Origin of the sequence: Pseudomonas sivasensis, assembly GCF_021391435.1 — a bacterium.
Taxonomy (GTDB): Bacteria; Pseudomonadota; Gammaproteobacteria; order Pseudomonadales; family Pseudomonadaceae; genus Aquipseudomonas; species Aquipseudomonas sivasensis.
On sequence record NZ_CP090029.1, the window covers coordinates 1,720,753 to 1,739,837 of the forward strand.

Annotated in this window: 23 protein-coding genes and 1 tRNA gene; 9 read left to right on the forward strand and 15 right to left on the reverse strand. The window is 58.8% G+C overall.

The window, feature by feature from the left end; genetic code table 11:
* The first annotated feature begins 41 nt into the window (after positions 1 to 41).
* Both yiaY and LRO94_RS07675 read left to right on the forward strand, forming a co-directional pair.
* Positions 42 to 1,190 (forward strand): L-threonine dehydrogenase, encoded by a 1,149-nt coding sequence (gene yiaY, locus LRO94_RS07670; RefSeq protein ID WP_095184053.1) that lies wholly within the window; start codon positions 42 to 44, stop codon positions 1,188 to 1,190.
* Positions 1,191 to 1,281: 91 nt separating this feature from the next.
* Positions 1,282 to 1,956 (forward strand): NAD(P)H-binding protein, encoded by a 675-nt coding sequence (locus LRO94_RS07675; protein WP_179179419.1) that lies wholly within the window; start codon positions 1,282 to 1,284, stop codon positions 1,954 to 1,956.
* Between the two features lie 73 nt (positions 1,957 to 2,029).
* Here LRO94_RS07675 and LRO94_RS07680 read toward each other — a convergent pair whose 3' ends face one another.
* Positions 2,030 to 2,518: a DMT family transporter gene (locus tag LRO94_RS07680; protein ID WP_095184055.1), complete on the reverse strand. Its 489-nt coding sequence runs from the start codon at positions 2,516 to 2,518 to the stop codon at positions 2,030 to 2,032.
* Between the two features lie 77 nt (positions 2,519 to 2,595).
* On the opposite strand from LRO94_RS07680, the gene LRO94_RS07685 reads away from it, so the two are divergent.
* From LRO94_RS07685 to LRO94_RS07700, 4 genes are all read left to right on the forward strand, one after another.
* Positions 2,596 to 3,513 carry a LysR family transcriptional regulator gene (locus tag LRO94_RS07685; protein ID WP_407692692.1) on the forward strand — a complete coding sequence of 306 codons (918 nt, stop codon included), beginning with the start codon at positions 2,596 to 2,598 and terminating at the stop codon, positions 3,511 to 3,513.
* A 12-nt stretch (positions 3,514 to 3,525) separates the two neighbouring features.
* Positions 3,526 to 3,936: a fosfomycin resistance glutathione transferase gene (gene fos / locus LRO94_RS07690; protein ID WP_122680227.1), complete on the forward strand. Its 411-nt coding sequence runs from the start codon at positions 3,526 to 3,528 to the stop codon at positions 3,934 to 3,936.
* Positions 3,937 to 3,990: 54 nt separating this feature from the next.
* Positions 3,991 to 4,632, forward strand: coding sequence for a LysE family translocator (locus LRO94_RS07695; protein ID WP_179179417.1), 642 nt, complete (start codon positions 3,991 to 3,993; stop codon positions 4,630 to 4,632).
* Between the two features lie 118 nt (positions 4,633 to 4,750).
* Entirely contained in the window at positions 4,751 to 5,278 is a 528-nt protein-coding gene (locus LRO94_RS07700) for a DUF4142 domain-containing protein (RefSeq protein ID WP_005785958.1), read from the forward strand.
* Between the two features lie 54 nt (positions 5,279 to 5,332).
* On the opposite strand, the gene LRO94_RS07705 is transcribed toward LRO94_RS07700, so the two are convergent.
* The 4 genes from LRO94_RS07705 to LRO94_RS07720 all read right to left on the reverse strand — a co-directional run bounded on the left by LRO94_RS07705 (position 5,333) and on the right by LRO94_RS07720 (position 7,821).
* Positions 5,333 to 5,758: a low affinity iron permease family protein gene (locus LRO94_RS07705; RefSeq protein ID WP_032888502.1), complete on the reverse strand. Its 426-nt coding sequence runs from the start codon at positions 5,756 to 5,758 to the stop codon at positions 5,333 to 5,335.
* Between the two features lie 111 nt (positions 5,759 to 5,869).
* The gene (locus tag LRO94_RS07710) at positions 5,870 to 6,370 is read right to left on the reverse strand and encodes a methylated-DNA--[protein]-cysteine S-methyltransferase (protein WP_179179416.1); all 501 of its coding nucleotides are present in this window, start codon (positions 6,368 to 6,370) and stop codon (positions 5,870 to 5,872) included.
* Positions 6,371 to 6,469: 99 nt separating this feature from the next.
* Positions 6,470 to 6,802: a hypothetical protein gene (locus LRO94_RS07715; protein WP_032888505.1), complete on the reverse strand. Its 333-nt coding sequence runs from the start codon at positions 6,800 to 6,802 to the stop codon at positions 6,470 to 6,472.
* 125 nt (positions 6,803 to 6,927) lie between these two features.
* The gene (locus LRO94_RS07720; RefSeq protein ID WP_179179415.1) at positions 6,928 to 7,821 is read right to left on the reverse strand and encodes a LysR family transcriptional regulator; all 894 of its coding nucleotides are present in this window, start codon (positions 7,819 to 7,821) and stop codon (positions 6,928 to 6,930) included.
* Positions 7,822 to 7,916: 95 nt separating this feature from the next.
* Between LRO94_RS07720 and LRO94_RS07725 the strand changes: the two genes are divergently transcribed.
* Positions 7,917 to 9,080: an MFS transporter gene (locus LRO94_RS07725; protein ID WP_179179414.1), complete on the forward strand. Its 1,164-nt coding sequence runs from the start codon at positions 7,917 to 7,919 to the stop codon at positions 9,078 to 9,080.
* A gap of 84 nt (positions 9,081 to 9,164) precedes the next feature.
* Here the strand turns inward: LRO94_RS07725 and LRO94_RS07730 are convergent, their stop codons facing one another.
* The 7 genes from LRO94_RS07730 to LRO94_RS07760 form a co-directional block, all read right to left on the reverse strand.
* Positions 9,165 to 9,470, reverse strand: a complete 306-nt coding sequence (locus LRO94_RS07730) for a DUF6482 family protein (RefSeq protein WP_179179413.1) — start codon at positions 9,468 to 9,470, stop codon at positions 9,165 to 9,167.
* A gap of 21 nt (positions 9,471 to 9,491) precedes the next feature.
* Positions 9,492 to 10,016, reverse strand: a complete 525-nt coding sequence (locus LRO94_RS07735) for a DUF3833 domain-containing protein (protein WP_032888513.1) — start codon at positions 10,014 to 10,016, stop codon at positions 9,492 to 9,494.
* A 183-nt stretch (positions 10,017 to 10,199) separates the two neighbouring features.
* A tRNA-Gly gene (locus LRO94_RS07740) sits at positions 10,200 to 10,273 on the reverse strand.
* A 122-nt stretch (positions 10,274 to 10,395) separates the two neighbouring features.
* Entirely contained in the window at positions 10,396 to 11,280 is an 885-nt protein-coding gene (locus LRO94_RS07745) for an alpha/beta fold hydrolase (protein WP_095184060.1), read from the reverse strand.
* A gap of 306 nt (positions 11,281 to 11,586) precedes the next feature.
* The gene (locus tag LRO94_RS07750) at positions 11,587 to 12,279 is read right to left on the reverse strand and encodes a pseudouridine synthase (RefSeq protein WP_122755720.1); all 693 of its coding nucleotides are present in this window, start codon (positions 12,277 to 12,279) and stop codon (positions 11,587 to 11,589) included.
* Entirely contained in the window at positions 12,269 to 12,481 is a 213-nt protein-coding gene (locus LRO94_RS07755) for a cysteine-rich CWC family protein (RefSeq protein WP_179179412.1), read from the reverse strand. Before LRO94_RS07755 ends, LRO94_RS07750 begins: the two co-directional genes overlap by 11 nt.
* 67 nt (positions 12,482 to 12,548) lie before the next feature.
* Positions 12,549 to 14,171, reverse strand: a complete 1,623-nt coding sequence (locus LRO94_RS07760) for a methyl-accepting chemotaxis protein (RefSeq protein ID WP_095184063.1) — start codon at positions 14,169 to 14,171, stop codon at positions 12,549 to 12,551.
* Positions 14,172 to 14,478: 307 nt separating this feature from the next.
* Here LRO94_RS07760 and LRO94_RS07765 point away from each other — a divergent pair, with 307 nt between their 5' ends.
* Positions 14,479 to 14,853 (forward strand): hypothetical protein, encoded by a 375-nt coding sequence (locus tag LRO94_RS07765; RefSeq protein ID WP_095184064.1) that lies wholly within the window; start codon positions 14,479 to 14,481, stop codon positions 14,851 to 14,853.
* Positions 14,854 to 14,907: 54 nt separating this feature from the next.
* Here the strand turns inward: LRO94_RS07765 and LRO94_RS07770 are convergent, their stop codons facing one another.
* A complete protein-coding gene (locus LRO94_RS07770) occupies positions 14,908 to 16,020 on the reverse strand; it encodes an enoyl-CoA hydratase/isomerase family protein (RefSeq protein WP_095184065.1) in 1,113 nt (370 codons plus the stop codon).
* 136 nt (positions 16,021 to 16,156) lie between these two features.
* On the opposite strand from LRO94_RS07770, the gene ung reads away from it, so the two are divergent.
* Complete coding sequence (ung, locus tag LRO94_RS07775) at positions 16,157 to 16,849, forward strand: uracil-DNA glycosylase (protein ID WP_095184066.1); 693 nt, start codon at positions 16,157 to 16,159, stop codon at positions 16,847 to 16,849.
* Positions 16,850 to 16,860: 11 nt separating this feature from the next.
* On the opposite strand, the gene LRO94_RS07780 is transcribed toward ung, so the two are convergent.
* Entirely contained in the window at positions 16,861 to 17,712 is an 852-nt protein-coding gene (locus LRO94_RS07780) for an HNH endonuclease family protein (RefSeq protein WP_179179411.1), read from the reverse strand.
* A complete protein-coding gene (locus LRO94_RS07785; RefSeq protein WP_179179410.1) occupies positions 17,709 to 19,019 on the reverse strand; it encodes an AAA family ATPase in 1,311 nt (436 codons plus the stop codon). The genes LRO94_RS07780 and LRO94_RS07785 overlap by 4 nt, the downstream gene beginning before the upstream one ends.
* Between the last annotated feature and the right edge of the window lie 66 nt (positions 19,020 to 19,085).

A 19,085-nucleotide genomic window follows, 5' to 3' on the forward strand; every position in this document is an offset into this window, starting at 1 on the left:
AGGCCGATGCTAGAGGCAGAAACGTTATCCGAGGATTCGCCATGAGCAGCACCTTCTTCATCCCAGCCGTCAACATCATGGGCACCGACTGCCTCGACGAAGCCATGAACGCCATCCGCAACTACGGTTTTCGCAAGGCGCTGATTGTCACCGACGCCGGTCTGGCCAAGGCGGGCGTCGCCAGCATGATTGCCGAGAAACTGGCGATGCAAGACATCGACTCGGTGATCTATGACGGTGCCAAACCCAACCCCAATGTGGAAAACGTCGAGAAAGGCCTGGCGCTGTTGCAGCAAAGTGCGTGTGATTTTGTGGTGTCGCTGGGCGGCGGCTCGCCCCATGACTGCGCCAAGGGCATCGCCCTGTGCGCCACCAACGGCGGGCATATCGGCGACTACGAAGGCGTGGACCAATCGGCCAAGCCGCAACTGCCGCTGGTAGCCATCAACACCACTGCCGGCACGGCCAGCGAGATGACCCGCTTCTGCATCATCACCGACGAAACCCGTCACGTGAAAATGGCCATCGTTGACCGCAACGTCACGCCACTGCTGTCGGTCAACGACCCATCGCTGATGGTTGGCATGCCTAAGGGGCTCACCGCCGCCACCGGCATGGACGCCCTGACTCACGCCATCGAAGCCTATGTCTCCACCGCCGCCACGCCGATCACCGACGCCTGCGCGATCAAGGCCATCGAACTGATCAGCGCCAACCTGCGCCTGGCCGTCCGTGATGGCAGTGACAAGGTCGCGCGGGAAAACATGGCTTACGCGCAGTTCCTCGCCGGCATGGCGTTCAACAACGCGTCCCTGGGTTTTGTGCACGCCATGGCTCACCAGTTGGGCGGGTTCTACGACCTGCCCCACGGCGTGTGCAACGCGGTGCTGCTGCCCCATGTGCAAAGCTTCAACGCCAGCGTAAGCGCCAAACGCTTGAGCGATGTAGGCCGAGCGCTGGGGGCAGACATCAAGGGCATCACCGATGAAGAGGGCGCCCAAGCTGCCATCGCCGCCATTCGTAGCCTGGCCCAGGACGTTGAAATTCCGGCGGGCCTGCGTGAGCTGGGTGCCAAGTTGCAGGATATTCCGCTGCTGGCGACCAATGCGTTGAAGGATGCGTGCGGCCTGACCAACCCACGGCGCGCGGATCAGCGTCAGATTGAGGAGATCTTTCGCAGCGCGTTTTGAGTGGGGCAGCCTCAAGCCGCAAGCGTTAAGCTATAGGTTGGATGCATTCAACTTGAGCATGAAGCTTGCGGCTTGCCGCTGAGGTCACCTTATGAGAGTTCTGTTATTCGGAGCCACCGGTATGGTTGGCCAAGGCGTTCTGCGTGAATGCCTGTTGGCTGCCGATGTCCAGGAAATCGTCGCCGTTGGCCGCACGCCCCTGACCCAGGAACACGGCAAGCTGCATCAGGTATTGCACAGCGACATGCTGGATTTCCAACCCCTGGAAAACCTGCTGCAAGGCTTTGATGCCTGCTTCTTCTGCCTCGGTGTGTCGTCGGCCGGCATGAATGAAACCACGTATACCCACCTCACCTATGACCTGACGCTCGTAGCTGCCAGCACCTTGGCGCGGCTCAATCCACAGATGACGTTTATCTACGTGTCCGGCGCTGGCACCGACAGCTCCGAGGCGGGCCATTCGATGTGGGCGCGGGTCAAAGGCAAGACCGAGAACGCGTTGCTGCGCTTGCCGTTCAAGGCGGTGTACCTGTTTCGGCCGGGGATCATTCAGCCGCTGCACGGTGTGCGCTCTAAGACGCCGGTGTATCAAGCGTTTTACTCCGTGCTCGGGCCAGTGCTTTCGTTGGTGCGTCGGGTTAAGCCGGGCTGGGTGGTGAGTACGGAAACTGTCGGCCGAGCCATGTTGCAAGCGGTGCGCCATGGCGCGCCGCAACCGGTGGTGGAGCAGGGCGAGATCAATCGCCTGGCGGCGGAGCGCTGCTGATGCTGTGGCCGCGCGCAACTGTGAGTTGCCTTGCGCACCGGATGACATCACTGAAATCGATGCCAAAGGCTGATCAGCTCGCTGTTGCCAGTGCGCGTGCGGACGTGTTGCCAAACTGAATCAGCGCCACACCTCCCATCAACAACAACGCCCCAAGCACCCGTGGCGTTGTCAGTTGACGCTCCACCAGACCGAACAACCCAAAGTGATCGAGCAGCAGTGATGCAAGCATCTGTCCCGCCAACGCCAGGGCGATAAACCCCGACGCACCCAGCTTGGGCAGCAGCATCAACGCCAGAGCGATAAAGCACACACCAAACGCGCCACCGGCCCACATCCACAGAGGCGCCTTGACGATAAACGTGAGGCTGGGCAGCGGCAGACGCAGCGCCACGATCACCGGCAGCAACACCATCATGCTCACCAGCAGTGACGCCAGGGTGGCCCACAGCGGGTGGCCGAGCCCGCGCCCAAGGTTGGCATTGATGGCACTCTGAAACGGCACCACCGCCCCGGCGATTACCGCTAGCGCCAATAAACCTGCCCACTGCAACGTTGTCATGCTGGATCTCCCAGAGGTTTTGCTGGACTCTAGGTCATTCGTCGATCAAATTTAAATTCCAAATTCTTATGCTGGATATGCAGCTGATGAATGATCTGCGCCGTATTGACCTCAACCTGTTGGTGATCCTCGACGCCTTGCTCATTGAGCAACACGTCACCCGCGCCGCCGAGCGCGTGCACCTGAGCCAGCCGGCGGTCAGCCATGCGCTGGCGCGGTTGCGGGATGTGCTGGGTGATCCGTTGCTGGTGCGTCAGGGCGGCACGCTGGTGCCCACCGCCCGCGCATTGGAATTGGCGGCCCCGCTGGCCGAAGCATTGGCGCAGGTGCAGGCGCTACTGGCGCCTAATCGCTTTGATCCGGCATCGGCGAAGCGTCGTTTTCGTGTGGCGATGTCGGACTACAGCGCGGCGATTTTCTTACCGAGGTTGGTTCGTGTACTGCGCCGTGAAGCATCGGGCGTTGACCTGCAAATCATCCAGACCAGCCGCGAAGGCATGGTTGACGGCGTGCTCAATGGCGACCTTGACCTGGCCGCTGGCGTGTTCCCCGATATGCCTGCTGAACTGCGTACTACGCCCTTGTTCGACGAGCATTACACCTGTCTGGTGGACCGTAGCAGCCTGCCGCAGGACGGCTCTCTCGACCTGCCCACCTACCTCTCGCGCCCCCATGTGCTGCTGGAAATGCGCGGCAGCGGCACCCCGGAAATCGAACGAGCGCTGACGGCGATTCGTCAGCGGCGGCATGTGGCGATCAGCCTGCCGCACTGGGGCGTGGCGCCGCAGTTGATTGAGGGCACGGACTTGATCCTGACCGTATCGTCGCGAGGCTTGCTGAATATTGATCACCAGCATCTGGTCGCCGTGGCGCCGCCATTTCATATTCCGTCGTTTGCCTTCGAGCTGGCGTGGCATGCGCGACGGGGAGGGGATTCTGGGTTGCAGTGGTTGATTGGGCAGGTGCAGGGTATGTTGTCCGAAGGCCGCAGATAACAGGAAAAAGACATGCTCTCAGGCTTCAATCACTTGACCCTGGCCATCACCGACTTGAGTCGTAGCGTCACTTTTTACCATGAGCTGTTGCAGCTCAAGCTCGACGCCACTTGGGACAGCGGCGCCTATTTGTCATTGCCGGGTCTATGGCTATGCCTGTCGCTTGATCCGCTACGCGAGTCGAAGCCAGGTGCCGATTACACCCACTATGCGTTCACCGTCGGATCGAGTGAGTTCGCTGCGCTGGTCTCGCGTCTGCGCGCCGCCGAGGTGCAGGAGTGGCGCGATAACCGAAGCGAAGGCGCCTCGTTCTATTTCCTTGATCCCGACGGTCATAAGCTCGAAGCCCATGTCGGTGACCTGGCTTCGCGTCTGTTGGCTTGCCGCGACAAACCCTATTCGGGAATGAGGTTTTACCCTTAGCGTAGGAACGTGCAGAATCGCTCCACCTTCCCACGCTTTGTTTGAGTCACGCCCATGACCCTATCCCTGCTGCTCGCCGTCCTCGCGTCGGGTTTTATCTACGGTATTACGCCTGGCCCCGGAGTCTTGGCAGTGTTTGGCATCGGCGCCGCCCGCGGCCGTCGTGCCGGGGCGGGGTTTCTGTGTGGGCACTTGCTCGGCGATGTGCTGTGGTGCAGTACGGCGTTGGTCGCGATTGTGGGCGCGCGGGAAGTCGGCAGCAGCGCGTTCGATGTGCTCGGCGTGCTCAGTGGCCTGTATCTGTTCTGGCTTGGCTGGCGGGCCATCCGCACCCAGCGTCGCAGCAGTGATGCCCCTCAGGGCGCCGCGCGGCATCCGTTCTGGCACGGCATTGTGTTCGGCTTGACCAACCCCAAGGCGTATCCAGTCGCGGTGGCGACGTTTACGGCGTTGCTGTCCAGTCGTGCCGAATTGCTGACCTGGTCGATGCTGCCGGCGTTGATCTTCCTGAGCTTCGTCGGTGGTGTGTTGGCCTACGCAATCCTGATCGGCGTGGTCGGCGCCCAGCGCGTACGCACGGTGTATCAGCGCCATGAAATCCTCATCACCAGGCTCTGTGGCGTGATGTTTATCGGCTTCGCCATCAATGCCCTGGCCCATGCGTTACCGGGCCTGTTTACCAGCAAATCCGCTTGATGCGCCGACGACCGTTCGTCGCACCGGCGAGTTTTTTCTAAACCTTTACCGCCCTGAAAATTCGAATTCAGGGCGGGGTGTGTTCCCCGTACTTATTTTTGCCCTGGAGGAACCCATCATGAGCCGCATGGCTATCCGGTTACGCACCGCCAGTTTCGCGATGCTGCTGGGCCTCGGCGCCAGCAATGCTTTCGCCCAGTCGCCTGCTGAATTCATCGAGCAGGCTTCTGCCAAAGGCATGGCCGATATCGAGACCAGCCGCATGGCACACGCGAAAACCTCGTCCCAGGAAATCAAGGACTACACCATCGAGGTGATCAACGAGCGCACCTTGGCCAACCAGCACTTGGCGGCTATCGCCAAGAAGCTTGACCTGCCCGTGGCGCCCCGCGAAAAAATCGTCGACAAAGCTGAAACCCTGATGCCCGAACTCAAGGACGGTGACTCGTTCGATGCCGCTTACACCGCGCAGCAGGTCAAGGAAAACGAAGACGCCATCGCGCTGTTCAAGAAGGAAGGCGCTGCGTCGGATGTGCCGGAAATAAAAGCGTTGGTGGATGAGACACTGCCCAAATTGGAGGAGCGCCTGCAGAAGGCCCGAGCCTTGGCGTCCACCTACGGTAAAGGTCATCAAGGTGACGGTTGAAGCCGTTACCTGAATTGAAAAACGGCGGTTGGATCTTCTCCAACCGCCGTTTTTTTATGCTTGATTCAGATCGGTTTTGGCGGGCGCCGCGTCGTCGGCGGCGTGGCCGCAACTGCTGTTCAGGTTGACGGTGCCGGTATTGCCAATGCTGCGGTATTCCTGGCGCAGTTTTTCCAGCTCTTTGCGGTCCAGGCCGTCCAGGCTGAGTACGGCGTTCTGCGCATCCTTGGACACGCGCAGCAACTCGTCGATCTTGATATGCAGGATGTCGTTGTCGCGGTTTTGTGTGTTTTGGATCAGGAACACCATCAGGAAGGTGATGATCGTGGTCGAAGTGTTGATGATCAGTTGCCAGGTGTCGTTGTAGTGAAAGTACGGCCCGCTCAGGCTCCATGCCAAGATCAACGCCACCGCTGCGTAGAACGTGCGCGGGCTGCCAGCCCAGCGAGACAGGGATTGCGAGACTGCGGAGAATTTCATGACCGGGTTCCTTATTGAGATGGCGATGAAATGATGGACCGCAGTGGCTCGCTGAAATTTCTTTTTACAATTGCGCACCTGAACACATGTGTACGATTTTGTCGCGTAATCCTAGAACGCCAATTGGGCCTGGCCGGTGCCTTCCAGCGTGAGCAAGTAGTGTTTGGCTTCCAGTCCACCGGCAAATCCGGTCAGGTTGCCCGCCGCACCAATGACCCGATGGCACGGGGCAACGATCGAAATCGGGTTTCGCCCATTCGCAGCGCCGACGGCGCGCACGGCTTTGGGGTTGCCGATCTGCCGGGCGATCTGGCTGTAACTGCGGGTTTCGCCGAAAGGAATGGTGAGCAACGCCTGCCAGACCTGCTTTTGGAACGCGGTGCCGTTGAAATCCAGTTCCAGCTCGAAGGTGCTGCGCGTGCCGGCGAAGTACTCCTGCAACTGGCGCTCGGTCTCCAGCAGCACCGGATTCTGGTTGGCCTCGTGCAACTCCCCCAGGCGCACGCGGTTGGCGCGTTCTGTCTCCCAGAGGATGGCGCTTAGCTTGCCATTGCGCGCCACCAGGGTGAGTTGGCCGACTGGGGAGGGCATGAGCTTGTATTCGTAGGGCATGGTTGAGGTCCTCGTCAGGCCGTGTCGATACGTGATCGAGACTGTAGCTCCCTGCGCTGCACTGGAAACTACGTTTCTTGCGATCGAATTCTTCAGGGCTTAGAAATTCCAGTACACCCAGTTGGTGTAATGCGGATACGCGTAGAGCCACACAAGATAAAACACGGCTTTAAGCAGTGAAGCTGTCCCCATTGCGATCAATGAGATGCCATTCAGCAGGGTGACGATCAAGGCGAACAGGGTGACTCGTCGGGTTGCATGACGATGGGCTAGCCGTAAGCCGTAGACCGATCCGGCCATGACGCCCAGTGCCAGTACCAGTCCTAGAGGGAATGGCAACCGTACAAACGAGATCAGCAGGGGTAATACCAGCACCCAGCCGAGTATTTGGCGCAATAGGGGCTTTGGTGTGGCTTGTCCAGGTTCAAGCATGGCTGTGGTTCCGCATTTCTGGCCGACCAACCGGGATTGTCGGGACACTCGTTAATTGCCGCTGTCAGTCATTACTGACATCTGGCTAGCGATCCTGTGAGGTGTGGCGAGGTTTTCCGCAGGTGTTACCGGTTATGGGAGATCCCAGCGATCACGCTGAGGAAGGCCTCCACCAGCACGCTTTTTGTTTCAGTCGGGGTCAACACTAACAACTGCGCGTAAGCATCCCCCTCGACCAACGGCCTGTACGTCACGCCTTTGTTCATCAAGCTCTGCGTGCATTCCGGTACCAACGCCACACCTTGGCCGGCCGCCACCAGCGCAATGATCGAGGTGATCTGCCGCCCAGTCGGCCCAAGGTGCAGGCGCACGCCGTGGTGTCGGTAAAGCTGTTCGATGGACTGGTTGAGCCCCGAGCCATAATCCGCCGGAAATAATATCAACGGGTAGGCACTGAGCTGCGCCAGGCTGACCTCGGCCAGAGTCGCCAGTGGGCTGTCTTTGGACACTGCCGCCAGTAAGCGCTCTTCTGCGAGGGATAGCGCCTGCACTTCTGGACGTTGCGGCACCATGCGGCTCAACCCGATATCCAGCCGCCCATCCGCTACCTGAGCACACAGGCTGCCGGAGGCACTTTCGACCAGCGTCAGCTGCACATCCGGAAATTGCCGGGCAAAAGACTGGATCGCTTGGCTGAACAGATCTGACAGGGCGATTGAGCTGGCATAACCGACGGACAGTTGTCCGGCGGTACCCGCAGCCAATTTGTCTGCGATCGCTTGGGCCAAGTCCACCTGTTCCAACACCCCGCGTGCGTAGGGCAGGAACGACCGGCCTTGCGCGGTGAGCGTCACGGTGCGGCTGGTGCGATCAAACAGTTTGAAACCCAACTGCGCTTCCAACGCTGAAATCTGCCGGGTCAGCGGTGGTTGCGCAAGGTGCAGGCGAATGGCTGCGCGGCCGAAGTGCAATTCTTCAGCGACCGTCAGAAAGTAACGCAGCTTGCGTAGGTCGAGCATCCTGATCCTTGGGTATCAATCGGTCTGAATTCGGTATTGGTTCCAGACCTGCCGGCCATTCTATAAAGACCTTTCAAAATAAAACGAGAGGTTTCATGAAGCCGCGTCTGCATTGTGCCCGCCTTGCCCTGTTCCTGTGTGGCTGTGCGGCATTTCTCAACCTGTATGCGACCCAGAGCATCCTCCAGACCTTTGCCGCGCAGTTTCATCTCAGCGCCAACGCAGCGGGTTGGAGCATCACCGTGACTACCTTGGCCGTGGCAATCACTGCACCGTTTGTCAGCCGTGTGACCGGGCGTTTCGAGCAACGCACGGTGATCTGCGTGGCCGCGTTGCTGCTGGCGGGGCCGACACTCATGACCGCCTATGCCGACAGCTTTGCTGAAGTGCTGGTGTGGCGCTTCGTGGAGGGCATGGTGATACCCGTGGTGTTTGCCACCAGCGTGGCCTACATCGGCGACCGTTGGCGCGGTGGCAACGTCACCGAAGTTACCAGCCTTTATGTCGCGGGCACGGTGTTGGGCGGGTTTGCCGGGCGTTTTGTCACGGGGGTGATGACTGAATATGTAGGCTGGCGTGAAGCCTTTGAGTTACTGGCGGTGTTGAGCCTGATGGTCGGCGGGTTTATCCAGTTTCTGTTGCCCGTCAATCGTGCGCGAGTGGAGCAGGGCAGGGCTTCCTTTACGAGTGTTTTTCGCAAACCGTTATTGGCTGCGTACGCCGTAGGCTTTTGCGTGTTGTTTTCCCAGGTGGCGGCGTTTACCTACGCAGGTTTGTACCTCGGCTTACCGCCGTTCAACCTTGGGTCTGCGGCCTTGGGGACGCTGTACATGGTGTTTTTGCTGGCGCTGATTGTGATTCCTATCGCCGGCCGCCTGAGCAAGGCGCGTCCACATGCCCAATTGCTGACGGTTGCTGCCGTACTTGGCATCAGTGGATCGGCCCTGACGCTGGTGCCCTCTCTGTGGTGCATCGTGACGGGCCTGGCCCTCAGTTCTACTGGCGTGTTCCTCGCCCAGGCTGCGGCCAATGCCTTCACCACCGCGACGGCGCGCGACAACAAGGCGGGTGCCGTCGGCGTATACCTCACGTGTTACTACTTGGGGGGCAGTTGCGGTGCGATTGTCCCTGCGCTGATTTGGGAGCGATGGGGCTGGGCGGGTTGTGTGGTGCTGATCATCGTGTTCCAACTGCTGACCTTGTTGATCGCGCTGACAGGTTGGCGACCCTGCGAACCTGTGCGAGGTCTGCCGTCGTGATGTTGCCTGCCAGCCTTCGAGGGGCGTTGATTACTGAGTGCAGCGCTCACGCCAAGCGGGACGAGAGCCAAACACGCAACGATCTTAAAGGGTTGCACCCAGCGAAAATGGAATGCGCAACGCCCCGATAGCGCCCTCACGGATGCCACACATTTCGTCATGGGCGCACTGTTGCACCAGCACACAGGGAAATGGAGGAACACCCTGCAACAGGTCGCGCAAATGCGTGCTGGACCGCAGCCGCAGTGTCTTGCCGTTATCGTCCAGTAATGTGATGTCGACCTGATCCAGTTTCACACGAGCGATATAGAAACCGCCCTCCAGGGACAGCAACTCCAAACTACGTAATTCACCTTTCTCGGCCAGTTGGGTCAGCTTTTGTACATTCATGGTTCACCCTACCTTTGGGGGTTATTGGCGACGAAAGAACAACGTGACCTGGCCCCATTCCACGCCGAACTTGGTCATGCTCGACCGGTTGATCATCGTGTCCTCGTCCATCAGGTACATCCAATCGTCAAAGCTCACCTCGTATACCGAGCCCTCCACCGGGAGGTTGAGCCGGTAGCGCCAACGCAACGCGTTCCCGGCGACCTCGCCGATGGCCTCGCCGACCACATCACCGGCCCGTCCGCGCCAGCGTCCCGGGCCATCGGGCGTAAGGGTCCACACACGGCGCTGGCGAGTGCCGTCGCTGTACAGGAATTTCTCGTCGAGAATTAATTTGTCGCCCTCGCGATGGCTGGCGATATCCACTTCAAAACGCTTGGCGACTTCGCCCGAGCGTTTCTCAAAGATGCCCCAGGCCTTGACGGGTTTGCTGAAGAAGCGCTCAAGGTCCAGCTGTGGCTTCTGGTCGGCGTAGTGATCGACCTCCACATGGCTGCAACTCGCCAAGCTCAACGCCAGCAACAGTGAAACCAGCAGACGCGTCATTGCGCGGCTCCTTGATCGTGCGAGGCGTGGTGCCAGCGCTCCAGCGTTGATAGTTGTACAGAATTTTGTATTTGTACAGGTTTGCGGACGAGAAAATCCTGGGCATAAAAAAACCGGCCTCAAAGGGCCGGTTTCTTGGGCATCCCCCGCCAAAACGATAGTGGCGTGGGTGCTATGTCTGAGTGGAGCGGGTAGAGGGAATCGAACCCTCGTCGGAAGCTTGGGAAGCTACTGTTCTACCATTAAACTATACCCGCTCAGAGCGGCTGACTTTGTACCAGATGTTCACATGAATTTGAAGTTTTTCTTTGAAAATGTGCAGGTTGCGGCGAAGGCGGCTGATCCTTCGCCACAACGAGCCAGGCCATGAATCATCATTTCAAATCGCAAATGCATGCTGTGCCTGACTTTGGTGATAACGCAATCGGCTGACCTGCCGCTCCGGTTTCAAAAAGCCCACCACCGCCTCCCGGCTATCCTTGCACGCTGCCTTATGCTCCATGTCCAGAAAATGCCCCGTCGCCTGGATAGTGCTGAAGCTGCTGTTGGCCACGTAGTTGCCAAACTGCCTTGCGTCCTGGGCGCTGGTGTATTCATCCCATTCGCCGTTCAGGAACAGCACCGGAATATCGATCGCCTTGGCGGCCTTGAGGTAGCACAGTCGGTCGCTGGTGAGCACTTGGCTGATGTGAAAGTGCATCTGCCCGTATTCGTGTTCGGCCAGGCTGCTGACGTGTTTGTAGTTGAAACGCTTGAACAGCGATGGCAGGTGTTTGCCGATGGTGCTGTTAACAAGGTGGCCGACGCGGTCGCGGTCAAGGTTGCCGAGGTAGTCGACACCCCGCTCCAGATAGTCGCGCATGGGTGCGTTGATCACCGGGGAGAACGAGCTGATCACGGCCTTTTCCACGCGGCGAGGGCGCTGGGCGAGGGCGACGAGGGTGGCGGCGCCGCCCCAGGAAAACGACAGCACATGCTCGGCGGCAAAGTGGTCGATGAGTTCCAGGAGGATCTGGCCTTCGACTTCTTTCGTCAGCATCTGCTCATGACGGTTATGGATTTTTGAACGGCCGGCGTAGGGCTGGTCGTACAAAACCACGTTGAACTGCGGGTGCAGGCTTTTCACGGTTTGGGCGAAGGATGCCGTGGTGGCCATTGAGCCGTTGACCAGAATGATGGTCTTTTCAGCCTCGTCCGCGCGATAGAACTCCGTGTAAACCCGATACTGACCCTGTATATCCAACACAGCGATTTCTGGCCTCATGTCGTAAGACTCCTGGCAAGCGGGTAGGGCGCGCAGATAACTCTGCACGAGCTTTGTGACAGGTAGGCATACGCCTGAAAAATGAAGGCCCATGTCGGTCCGGTGACGGCTGGCCGACGGGTGTTGTTATTGCGGGCTGTTTGCCTGGAAGGCCCGTGGAATAAAGCGCGGGCGTGGGCAAGGTGTTTCTTGGAGGTTATAGGCGACTCGCCAGTCATATTTAAACTGGTGAGCTTGATTCAAGCACAGACTCGGGATGTCGCAAGGCCTATAAATGGGTTTTTGCCATCACCGGCTGAACGGTCATCAGACCTGGAGGATTTCCTCAAGCGTCAACGGCCGATATTCGCCCGGCGCCAGTGCAGCATCCAACTCAAGCGGTCCCATACGTTCGCGATGCAAGCTGATCACCTTGTTATTGAAGTGCCCGAACATGCGCTTCACCTGGTGATAGCGGCCCTCGATGATGCTCAGCCGCGCGGTCGTCGGCCCCAGCAGCTCCAATTCGGCTGGCTGGGTGGTGAGGTCCTCAAACGCAAAATACAGGCCCGCCGCGAACGTGGTCGCGTACTCGGCGCCAATGGCCTGTTCAGTGGCAACGAGATAGACCTTGGGCAACTTGGTCGTCGGTTGCGTCAAGCGGCGCGACCACTGGCCGTCATTGGTGATCAACATCAGGCCGGTGGTGTTGAAATCCAAACGGCCGGCGATATGTAAATCCGCTTTGTCCGGCTCATGCAGCAGGTCCAGCACCGTGGGGTGTTGCGGGTCTGAGGTCGCACTCACACACCCCTGGGGCTTGTGCAGCATGAAATAACGCGCCGGTTTGCCCGCCTGTAGCACGTTGTCGTCAACGCACACGCGGCTGAATTCCCGTACGTCATGGTGAGGGTCGCTGACGATCACCCCATCGACGCTCACCCGCCGCTCTACCAATAGCAGACGCACCTGCTTGCGATTGAACTGCGCTAGGTTGCTGAGGAAACGGTCAACTCGCATCGCGGCGACGCAACTGTTCATCGACTTGGGCGCAGCGCGGGCAGAGGCAGGCTTTGTTGCGCAGTTCATCCGGCAGCGCCTCAAGCACGGCGGGGTCGATGGTGAGGCTGTAGCACCAGCAGGCCTGGTCGGCTGTGCGTGGGTCGGCCAGGGTGCAATCGTTGCGGGCGCCGCAGGCGGGGCATAGGGTTGGCGTGGTCATGGAGTGGGCTGATCGGGCAGGGTTCGCTTGGCCTTGCACGATACAGCGCCAACCCACGGCAGGCTACTTACAGCTGGAACTTGCTGACCAGCACATTGAACGAGGTGGCCAGGCGTGACAGGTCCTGGCTGGAGGCGTTGGTCTGGTGGGCGCCGGCGGCGGTCTGGGTCGACAGGTCCTGGATGTTGAGCAGGTTGCGGTCCACTTCACGGGCCACTTGCGCCTGTTCCTCGGAGGCGGAGGCGATCACCAGGTTGCGCTCATTGATCTTCGCCACGCTAGCGGTGATGCGCTCCAATGCCTCACCGGCGTTCTGTGCCAGGGTCTGTGTGTTGTTGGCCCAGGTCAGGCTCTTGTTCATCGCGGCCACGGCGTCATCGGCGCCGACCTGCACTTCGCCGATCATTTTTTCGATGTCGACCGTGGAGATTTGGGTTCGATGAGCCAAGGCGCGGACTTCATCGGCGACCACCGCGAAACCGCGACCTTGTTCGCCCGCACGGGCTGCTTCGATGGCCGCGTTGAGGGCCAGTAGGTTGGTCTGGTCGGCGATGCCGCGAATCACATCGATCACCTTGCCGATTTCACGGACCTGGCCAGCAAGGTCGGCGACCGATTGGGTGGAGTCGTTGATCTCGACCACCATCGAACCCATGCCGGACACGGCCTGGGCCACTTGCTCACGGCCCTCTTCGGCTTCGGTGGTGGCTTGGCGCGAGGCTTCTGAAGTGGACACGGCGTTGCTTGCCACTTCGTCCACCGCGGCGGTCATCTGGTTGACGGCGGTGGCGGCTTGTTGGATTTCGTCATTCTGGCGGGTGAGGCCACGGCTGCTTTCATCGGTGACCGCACTCAGTTCTTCGGCGGCCGACGCTAACTGGTCAGAAGCGTTGGCGATTTCCATCAGTGTGCTTTTCAAACCACCCTGCATATCGGACAGCGCCATCAGCAGTTGCCCGGCTTCATCGGTACGCTCGGTGACGATGGCTTGGGTCAGGTCACCTTTGGCAATGCGTTGTGCGCTCTCCACGGCCTGGGCGATGGGGCGGGTGATCAGGCGGGTGATCAACACACCAATGGTGATGGCGATGATGAAGGCAAGCACGATGCCGCTGATCATCCAGGTCAACGCGCTGTCGCGCAGCTCATCAGCGGCGATAGAGCCTTCTTTGATCTGGCGGTTGTTGGACTCGATCATCACGCGGATCAAGTCGCGTGCCTGGCGGAACATTTCATTGTTGGTGCTGTTGAGCTGTGCGCGGGCCTGGTCGAGCTGATTGCTTTCGAGCATCGACATGATGCGTTCGGAGCTGCTGATGTAAGCGGGCAACAGCTGGTCGAGCTTGTCGCCTGCTGCCCGTTCGTCGTCTTCCAGCGGGGTGGCGCGGTAGATCTTGTAGGCAGCCTGGCTGTTCGTGAGTTCTTTGGCGATGTCCTGGCGCACGCGGTCGCGGTCTTGCTGGGACACGTTGCCCTGGCTGGCATCCATCAACCGGTATAAGCCCCGGTTGTGGGCGACCAGGCCGTTGAGGGTGGCCGCGGTGTTGCTCACGGAAACCAGATTGTTCGAAAACGTCAGTTCGAGTGCGTTGGCGAGGCGAACCACACCCTTGATACCCAGTAAACCCACGCCCAGGGTGACGACTGCGCACAGTAGAAAGGAGAGCAACAGTTTGGTTGAAATCTTCATGGCTTAAATCCGAGGTCATATGGGTAGAGTGCTCGCGCTAGAGCCTCCTTGGCATTGTGCGATGTCATAGTGACACTATCCAATTATTTAAAGTTTCAATACATCCAAAAATGTTCCATCCAGTTAAAAACTCCGACCAATGGGCAATTTGGGGCGGATGACAAATCTGGCGGATGCAGATGTATCAATCTGTTACCAAAACGCACCAGATTCGGTTTTTGATGTCAGATATTTCGTCATTCAGTGAAAGCTGAATGCCGCCCTCCCGCGTCGCTGGAGGTGCTCTTTCGCGGTCCAGGAGGCCGCCATGTATCGACGACTGCTGCTCAGCGCTTTACTCGGTCTGACCCTTTCCGCTTGTGTGCCCTACTACGATGGAGGCCAGAGCTACTATCGATCCGAGGTCTATACCTCACCGGCGCCGGCGTATTACTACGGGGGTGGCTCGGCGTATCAATATCGCCGTGATTACTACCCGTCGCCGCGCTATTACGCACCAGCACCGCGTTACTACTCGGCGCCGCGTTATTACCAGCCGGCACCACGCTATTACCCGGCTGGGCCGAGGGCCGGTTACCGGCCTTATCCGAACCAGGGCTGGGGCGAACATGGGGGTAATGGCAGGCACGGACGCGATGGACGCGATGGAGGTCATGGCGGTGGCCGCGGCGGTCACCGTTGATCTGAGTTGAATGCAAACGGCGCAGGAAGCGCCGTTTTTTGTGGGAGAAAACAATCAGTAATCGGACAAGTCCGCCAGCGGATGGCGACCTTCCCACGCCTTATGAAAGTGAGCCTGTACCACGGCGTCCGGGACTGTATTGATATCCGGCCAATGCCAATGGGGTTTCTGGTCTTTATCGATCAACCGCGCGCGTACCCCTTCGCTGAATTCAGGGTGACGGCAGCAGTTGAGGCTCAGGGTGTATTCCATCTGGAACACCTGGGCCAGGGATAAATGCCGTGCGCGCTGGATCTGTTCCCACACAAGGTGTGCGGTCAGCGGGCAGCCTTCGCTCAGAGTCTTGCCGGCGCGGCTGAACAGCGGGTCGGCGTGGTCGCGCAGTGGGCTCAACGCTCGCCAGGCACAGCGCACATCGCCCACGTCCAGCCATTCGTCGATTTGCGCTCGGCGCGGCAGCCATTGGGCTTCGGGCTGCTGGCTGACAGCCTCTTGGGCCAGGGCCTTGAGCAGGCTGTTGAGTTGCATCGCGGTCTGTTCCTGCCAATTGAGTTGCAGCAGGCCATCAAGCAGTTCGTCCTGTTGATCGTCGCGCAGGAAACGGTCGGCCAAACCCAGGTCCAACGCGTCACGGCCGTTGATGTACGCGCCGGTGAGGCCCAGGAATAGACCGAGCTTGCCCGGCAGGCGCGACAGAAACCAACTGGCGCCCACATCCGGGTACAGGCCGATGCTGATTTCGGGCATCGCCAGGCGACTGCTCGGCGTGACGATGCGTATGGCCGCGCTTTGCAGCAGGCCCATGCCACCCCCCAGCACATACCCGTGGCCCCAGCAGATCAGCGGTTTGGGGTACGTATGCAGGCGGTAGTCGAGGCGGTATTCCGCGGCAAAAAACTGTGCACCCAGGGCGGGCACTTCGCCGGGTTGTTCGAGGCAGGCCATTGCCAGGCTGCGTACCTCGCCACCGGCGCAAAAGGCCTTGGGCCCGTTACCGCGCAGCAGCACGCAGACGATGTTCGGGTCTTTGGCCCACGCATCCAGGCGATCGCTCAAGGCCAGGATCATCGGCAGGGACAGGGCGTTGAGGGATGCTTCAGCATCAAGGCTGGCGATGCCGACGCGGGCGCCGTCGCTGCCGGTGAGCTCTTCGAAGTGCAGGTTCATTGTGACCTCATTCGGGAGGGTGAAGGATCAGTATGATCGCTTCGTGGGAAAGTGCCGATGGTGTGTCAGATCAATTGACAAGCAAGGCCGGCTTTCCTAGGGTTCGCCTCATTATTTTTTACAAGACAATTCAACTATGACCGAAGGCGACCGTATCAAACTCGAACCCAGCTGGAAACACGCCCTGCGTGATGAGTTCGATAAGCCCTACATGGCTCAGTTGCGCGAGTTCCTGCGCCTGGAGCACGTAGCCGGCAAAGAGATCTACCCGCCCGGCCCGCTGATTTTCAATGCGCTCAACTCCACGCCTCTGGACAAGGTCAAGGTCGTGATCCTCGGCCAGGACCCGTACCACGGCCCCGGCCAGGCCCACGGTTTGTGTTTCTCGGTGCAACCGGGCGTGCCGACGCCGCCGTCATTGGCCAACATCTATAAAGAGCTCAAGCGCGACCTGAACATCGACATCCCCAACCATGGCTGCCTGCAAAGCTGGGCCGACCAAGGCGTGTTGTTGCTCAACACCACCATGACCGTGGAGCGCGCCAACGCCAACGCTCACGCGGGCAAGGGTTGGCAGTTCTTTACCGATCGGATTATCGAAGTGGTCAGCGAGCACCAGCCTCATTTGGTGTTCCTGTTGTGGGGCGCCCATGCACAAGGCAAGCAGAAACTGGTCGACGCCACCAAGCATTTGGTACTGACGTCAGTGCATCCGTCGCCGCTGTCTGCGTATCGAGGGTTTCTGGGGTGCGGGCATTTCAGCCGTACCAACAAGTTTCTTGAGCAGAATGGCGAGACGCCGATTGAGTGGCGGCTGCCGCTGCTGTGAGGGGGCTTGGGCTATTCCGGGAGGGCTTGCGCCAGTAAGAGAGCCATCTGTTTGGCGGCGTTGTGATCGGATTGGTAGAGCTGTCGGAAAGCGAGGTTACAAGCGGTGAACTCACTCTGGGCGCTGCATTTGAAGGTCACCAGTTGCTGTGCGACCTTTCGCGTTGCGACGTCGGTCTTGTCCGCCGCCAAGGCTTCCAGCGCAACCCAGAGCTCTATCAGTGCAAGCGCTCGCCGTGAGGTGAGGTCCTCATGGTTCAGCTGGAAAAATTCGATATTGGTGACCGCCCGTTCATAGGCGTGCCCGTTTTGCTGCGCCGGAACCGCTAATACGCCATCAAAAGTAATGATCGTTTGCGGGTCGTCCACGTCAACCGTTGAGATCGGATAGAGCAGCAGCGCTAACTCGTTGCCCATTTGTGCGGGGTCGGAACCTTGCACATCGCGATGGCCGCGGATGGGGAAAAAGTTTGATTTCAGGGTTGAGTTGCAACGGGTGCAGGCAATCGCATAGTTAAAGTGATGATAAGCGAGCTTGTAGTACCCCGTTGGGCTCGCTGCGCCGGTGGCCCAGTTAAGGTGTATGGGCCAGGCCTGGATACTGGACTTGGGGCGATAGTGCTCCACTTCGTGGACTTTGCTCGCCAGCACCGAACCCTGAAGTTTGGTTTCGCAATATGCGCATTTTTCGTATTGCAGCGCTATATAGACGGTTTTTATCTGGCCCCAGAACTCAGTACCGCCGGTGTATTTACCGGCAGCCACGTAAGTTCCAGTACGTGCCTTGGCACGGCTAAGCCAGGTTTTATTCCGCTCTTTGATTTGTGCAATGAGATCTTTCTCCAGGATTGGATAACGGATCATTTCTTGACGCCTTCCCCGTTCTTTCTTCGCTTAGGCGCAGAAGTGGTCGGTGGTGACGGGGGCTGGTCGAACCCTAGGCCGGTTGCCATAAGTTTCAGGTAGTTGGCGCTGGCGTCGCGATTCCCGGAAACGGCACTGCGTGCCAGTTCGTTGAGTTTGGTTGACGTAGACTCGGCGCGAGTACTGTCCAGGCCGAAATAGGGCGAAAGCAGAATCTGTTCGGAACTCTTGCCCCTCACATGTTCGGGCAGCCGCTTTATGAGCGTCGAACCTTCCTCCTGACTCAGCAAAAAGAGGTTTTGTGACATCAATGAACCCACCACCAATGGGCTGTGGGTGGTGAAGATGAACTGAACGTTGGGTAAGGCTTTTGCCAGAGTGGGGACGACTACTTTTTGCCATTCAGGGTGTAAGTGCAGATCGATTTCGTCGACCATTACAACACCTCGCATTTCCCTTAGTTTCAGCCCTGTCGCGACACCCTGGCAGACATGAAACAGCATGTCGCCTATCCAGCCAATATAAGCCCTGAACCCATCGGACAAGGCTCGGAATGGCAGCACAATGCCGTTCATTTCAAATAAGTTTTCGTTTTCCTGCACCGTTTTCTGAATTTGACAGTTCAGAGGCAGCAGATCGTTTATCAGGTTGATGACTTGGGTGTATCGGCCTTTGTTGCTTTTGGCGTATTCAGGCAGCCAATAGGACAATGGCATTAGCGTGACGTGTTCTTCGAAGAGGCTGGCAACCCGTTCATAACGGCGCAGGCGCGATTTTTTACGTGCACTTTCATCTACCCTGGCGGAGGCTTCAACACTTCTGCTCGCCCCATAACCCACAATGAAAAACGCAGGATTGTCTTCGTTGAACTGAAGAAACTCGACCGTATTCTCGATATCTCGTGGGGACACTTTGCTGCGCATGCGCTCAGTGGAGCCGAAGGAACTGATTTGGGTCTTCAGCGAAAATTGATCGGGCAGCGGGTGGTCTGTCTGCTTCGGATTTTTTTCTTCGTCAGTCGAAAGGAGCGTTGCAGTAATGGTGGCGGGAGGCGTTTTTTTTTCAGCGGCGTCAGTACGACGAACCAGGCCTTCGGAAACAAAGCCGGATCCTCCGCTGAGCAAAGGCCCCAACACCGACAATGCGACTGCACGCAATACGCTGGTCTTGCCGAGGCCGTTATCTCCCAGCAAGACATTCACGTTAGGGTATTGGATCTGTAAGTTACCTGTGGCGGGCACATTGAAGTCGAGCCCTACGGCCTTAAAAGACCGTAAGTTCTCTATCTGTAACTTTTGAATATGCATGGAATCCACCTCTTCCGAAGCCGCAGATGGTAGCAAAGTTTCATCTGGGTGCCAGGCAAAGGCGTC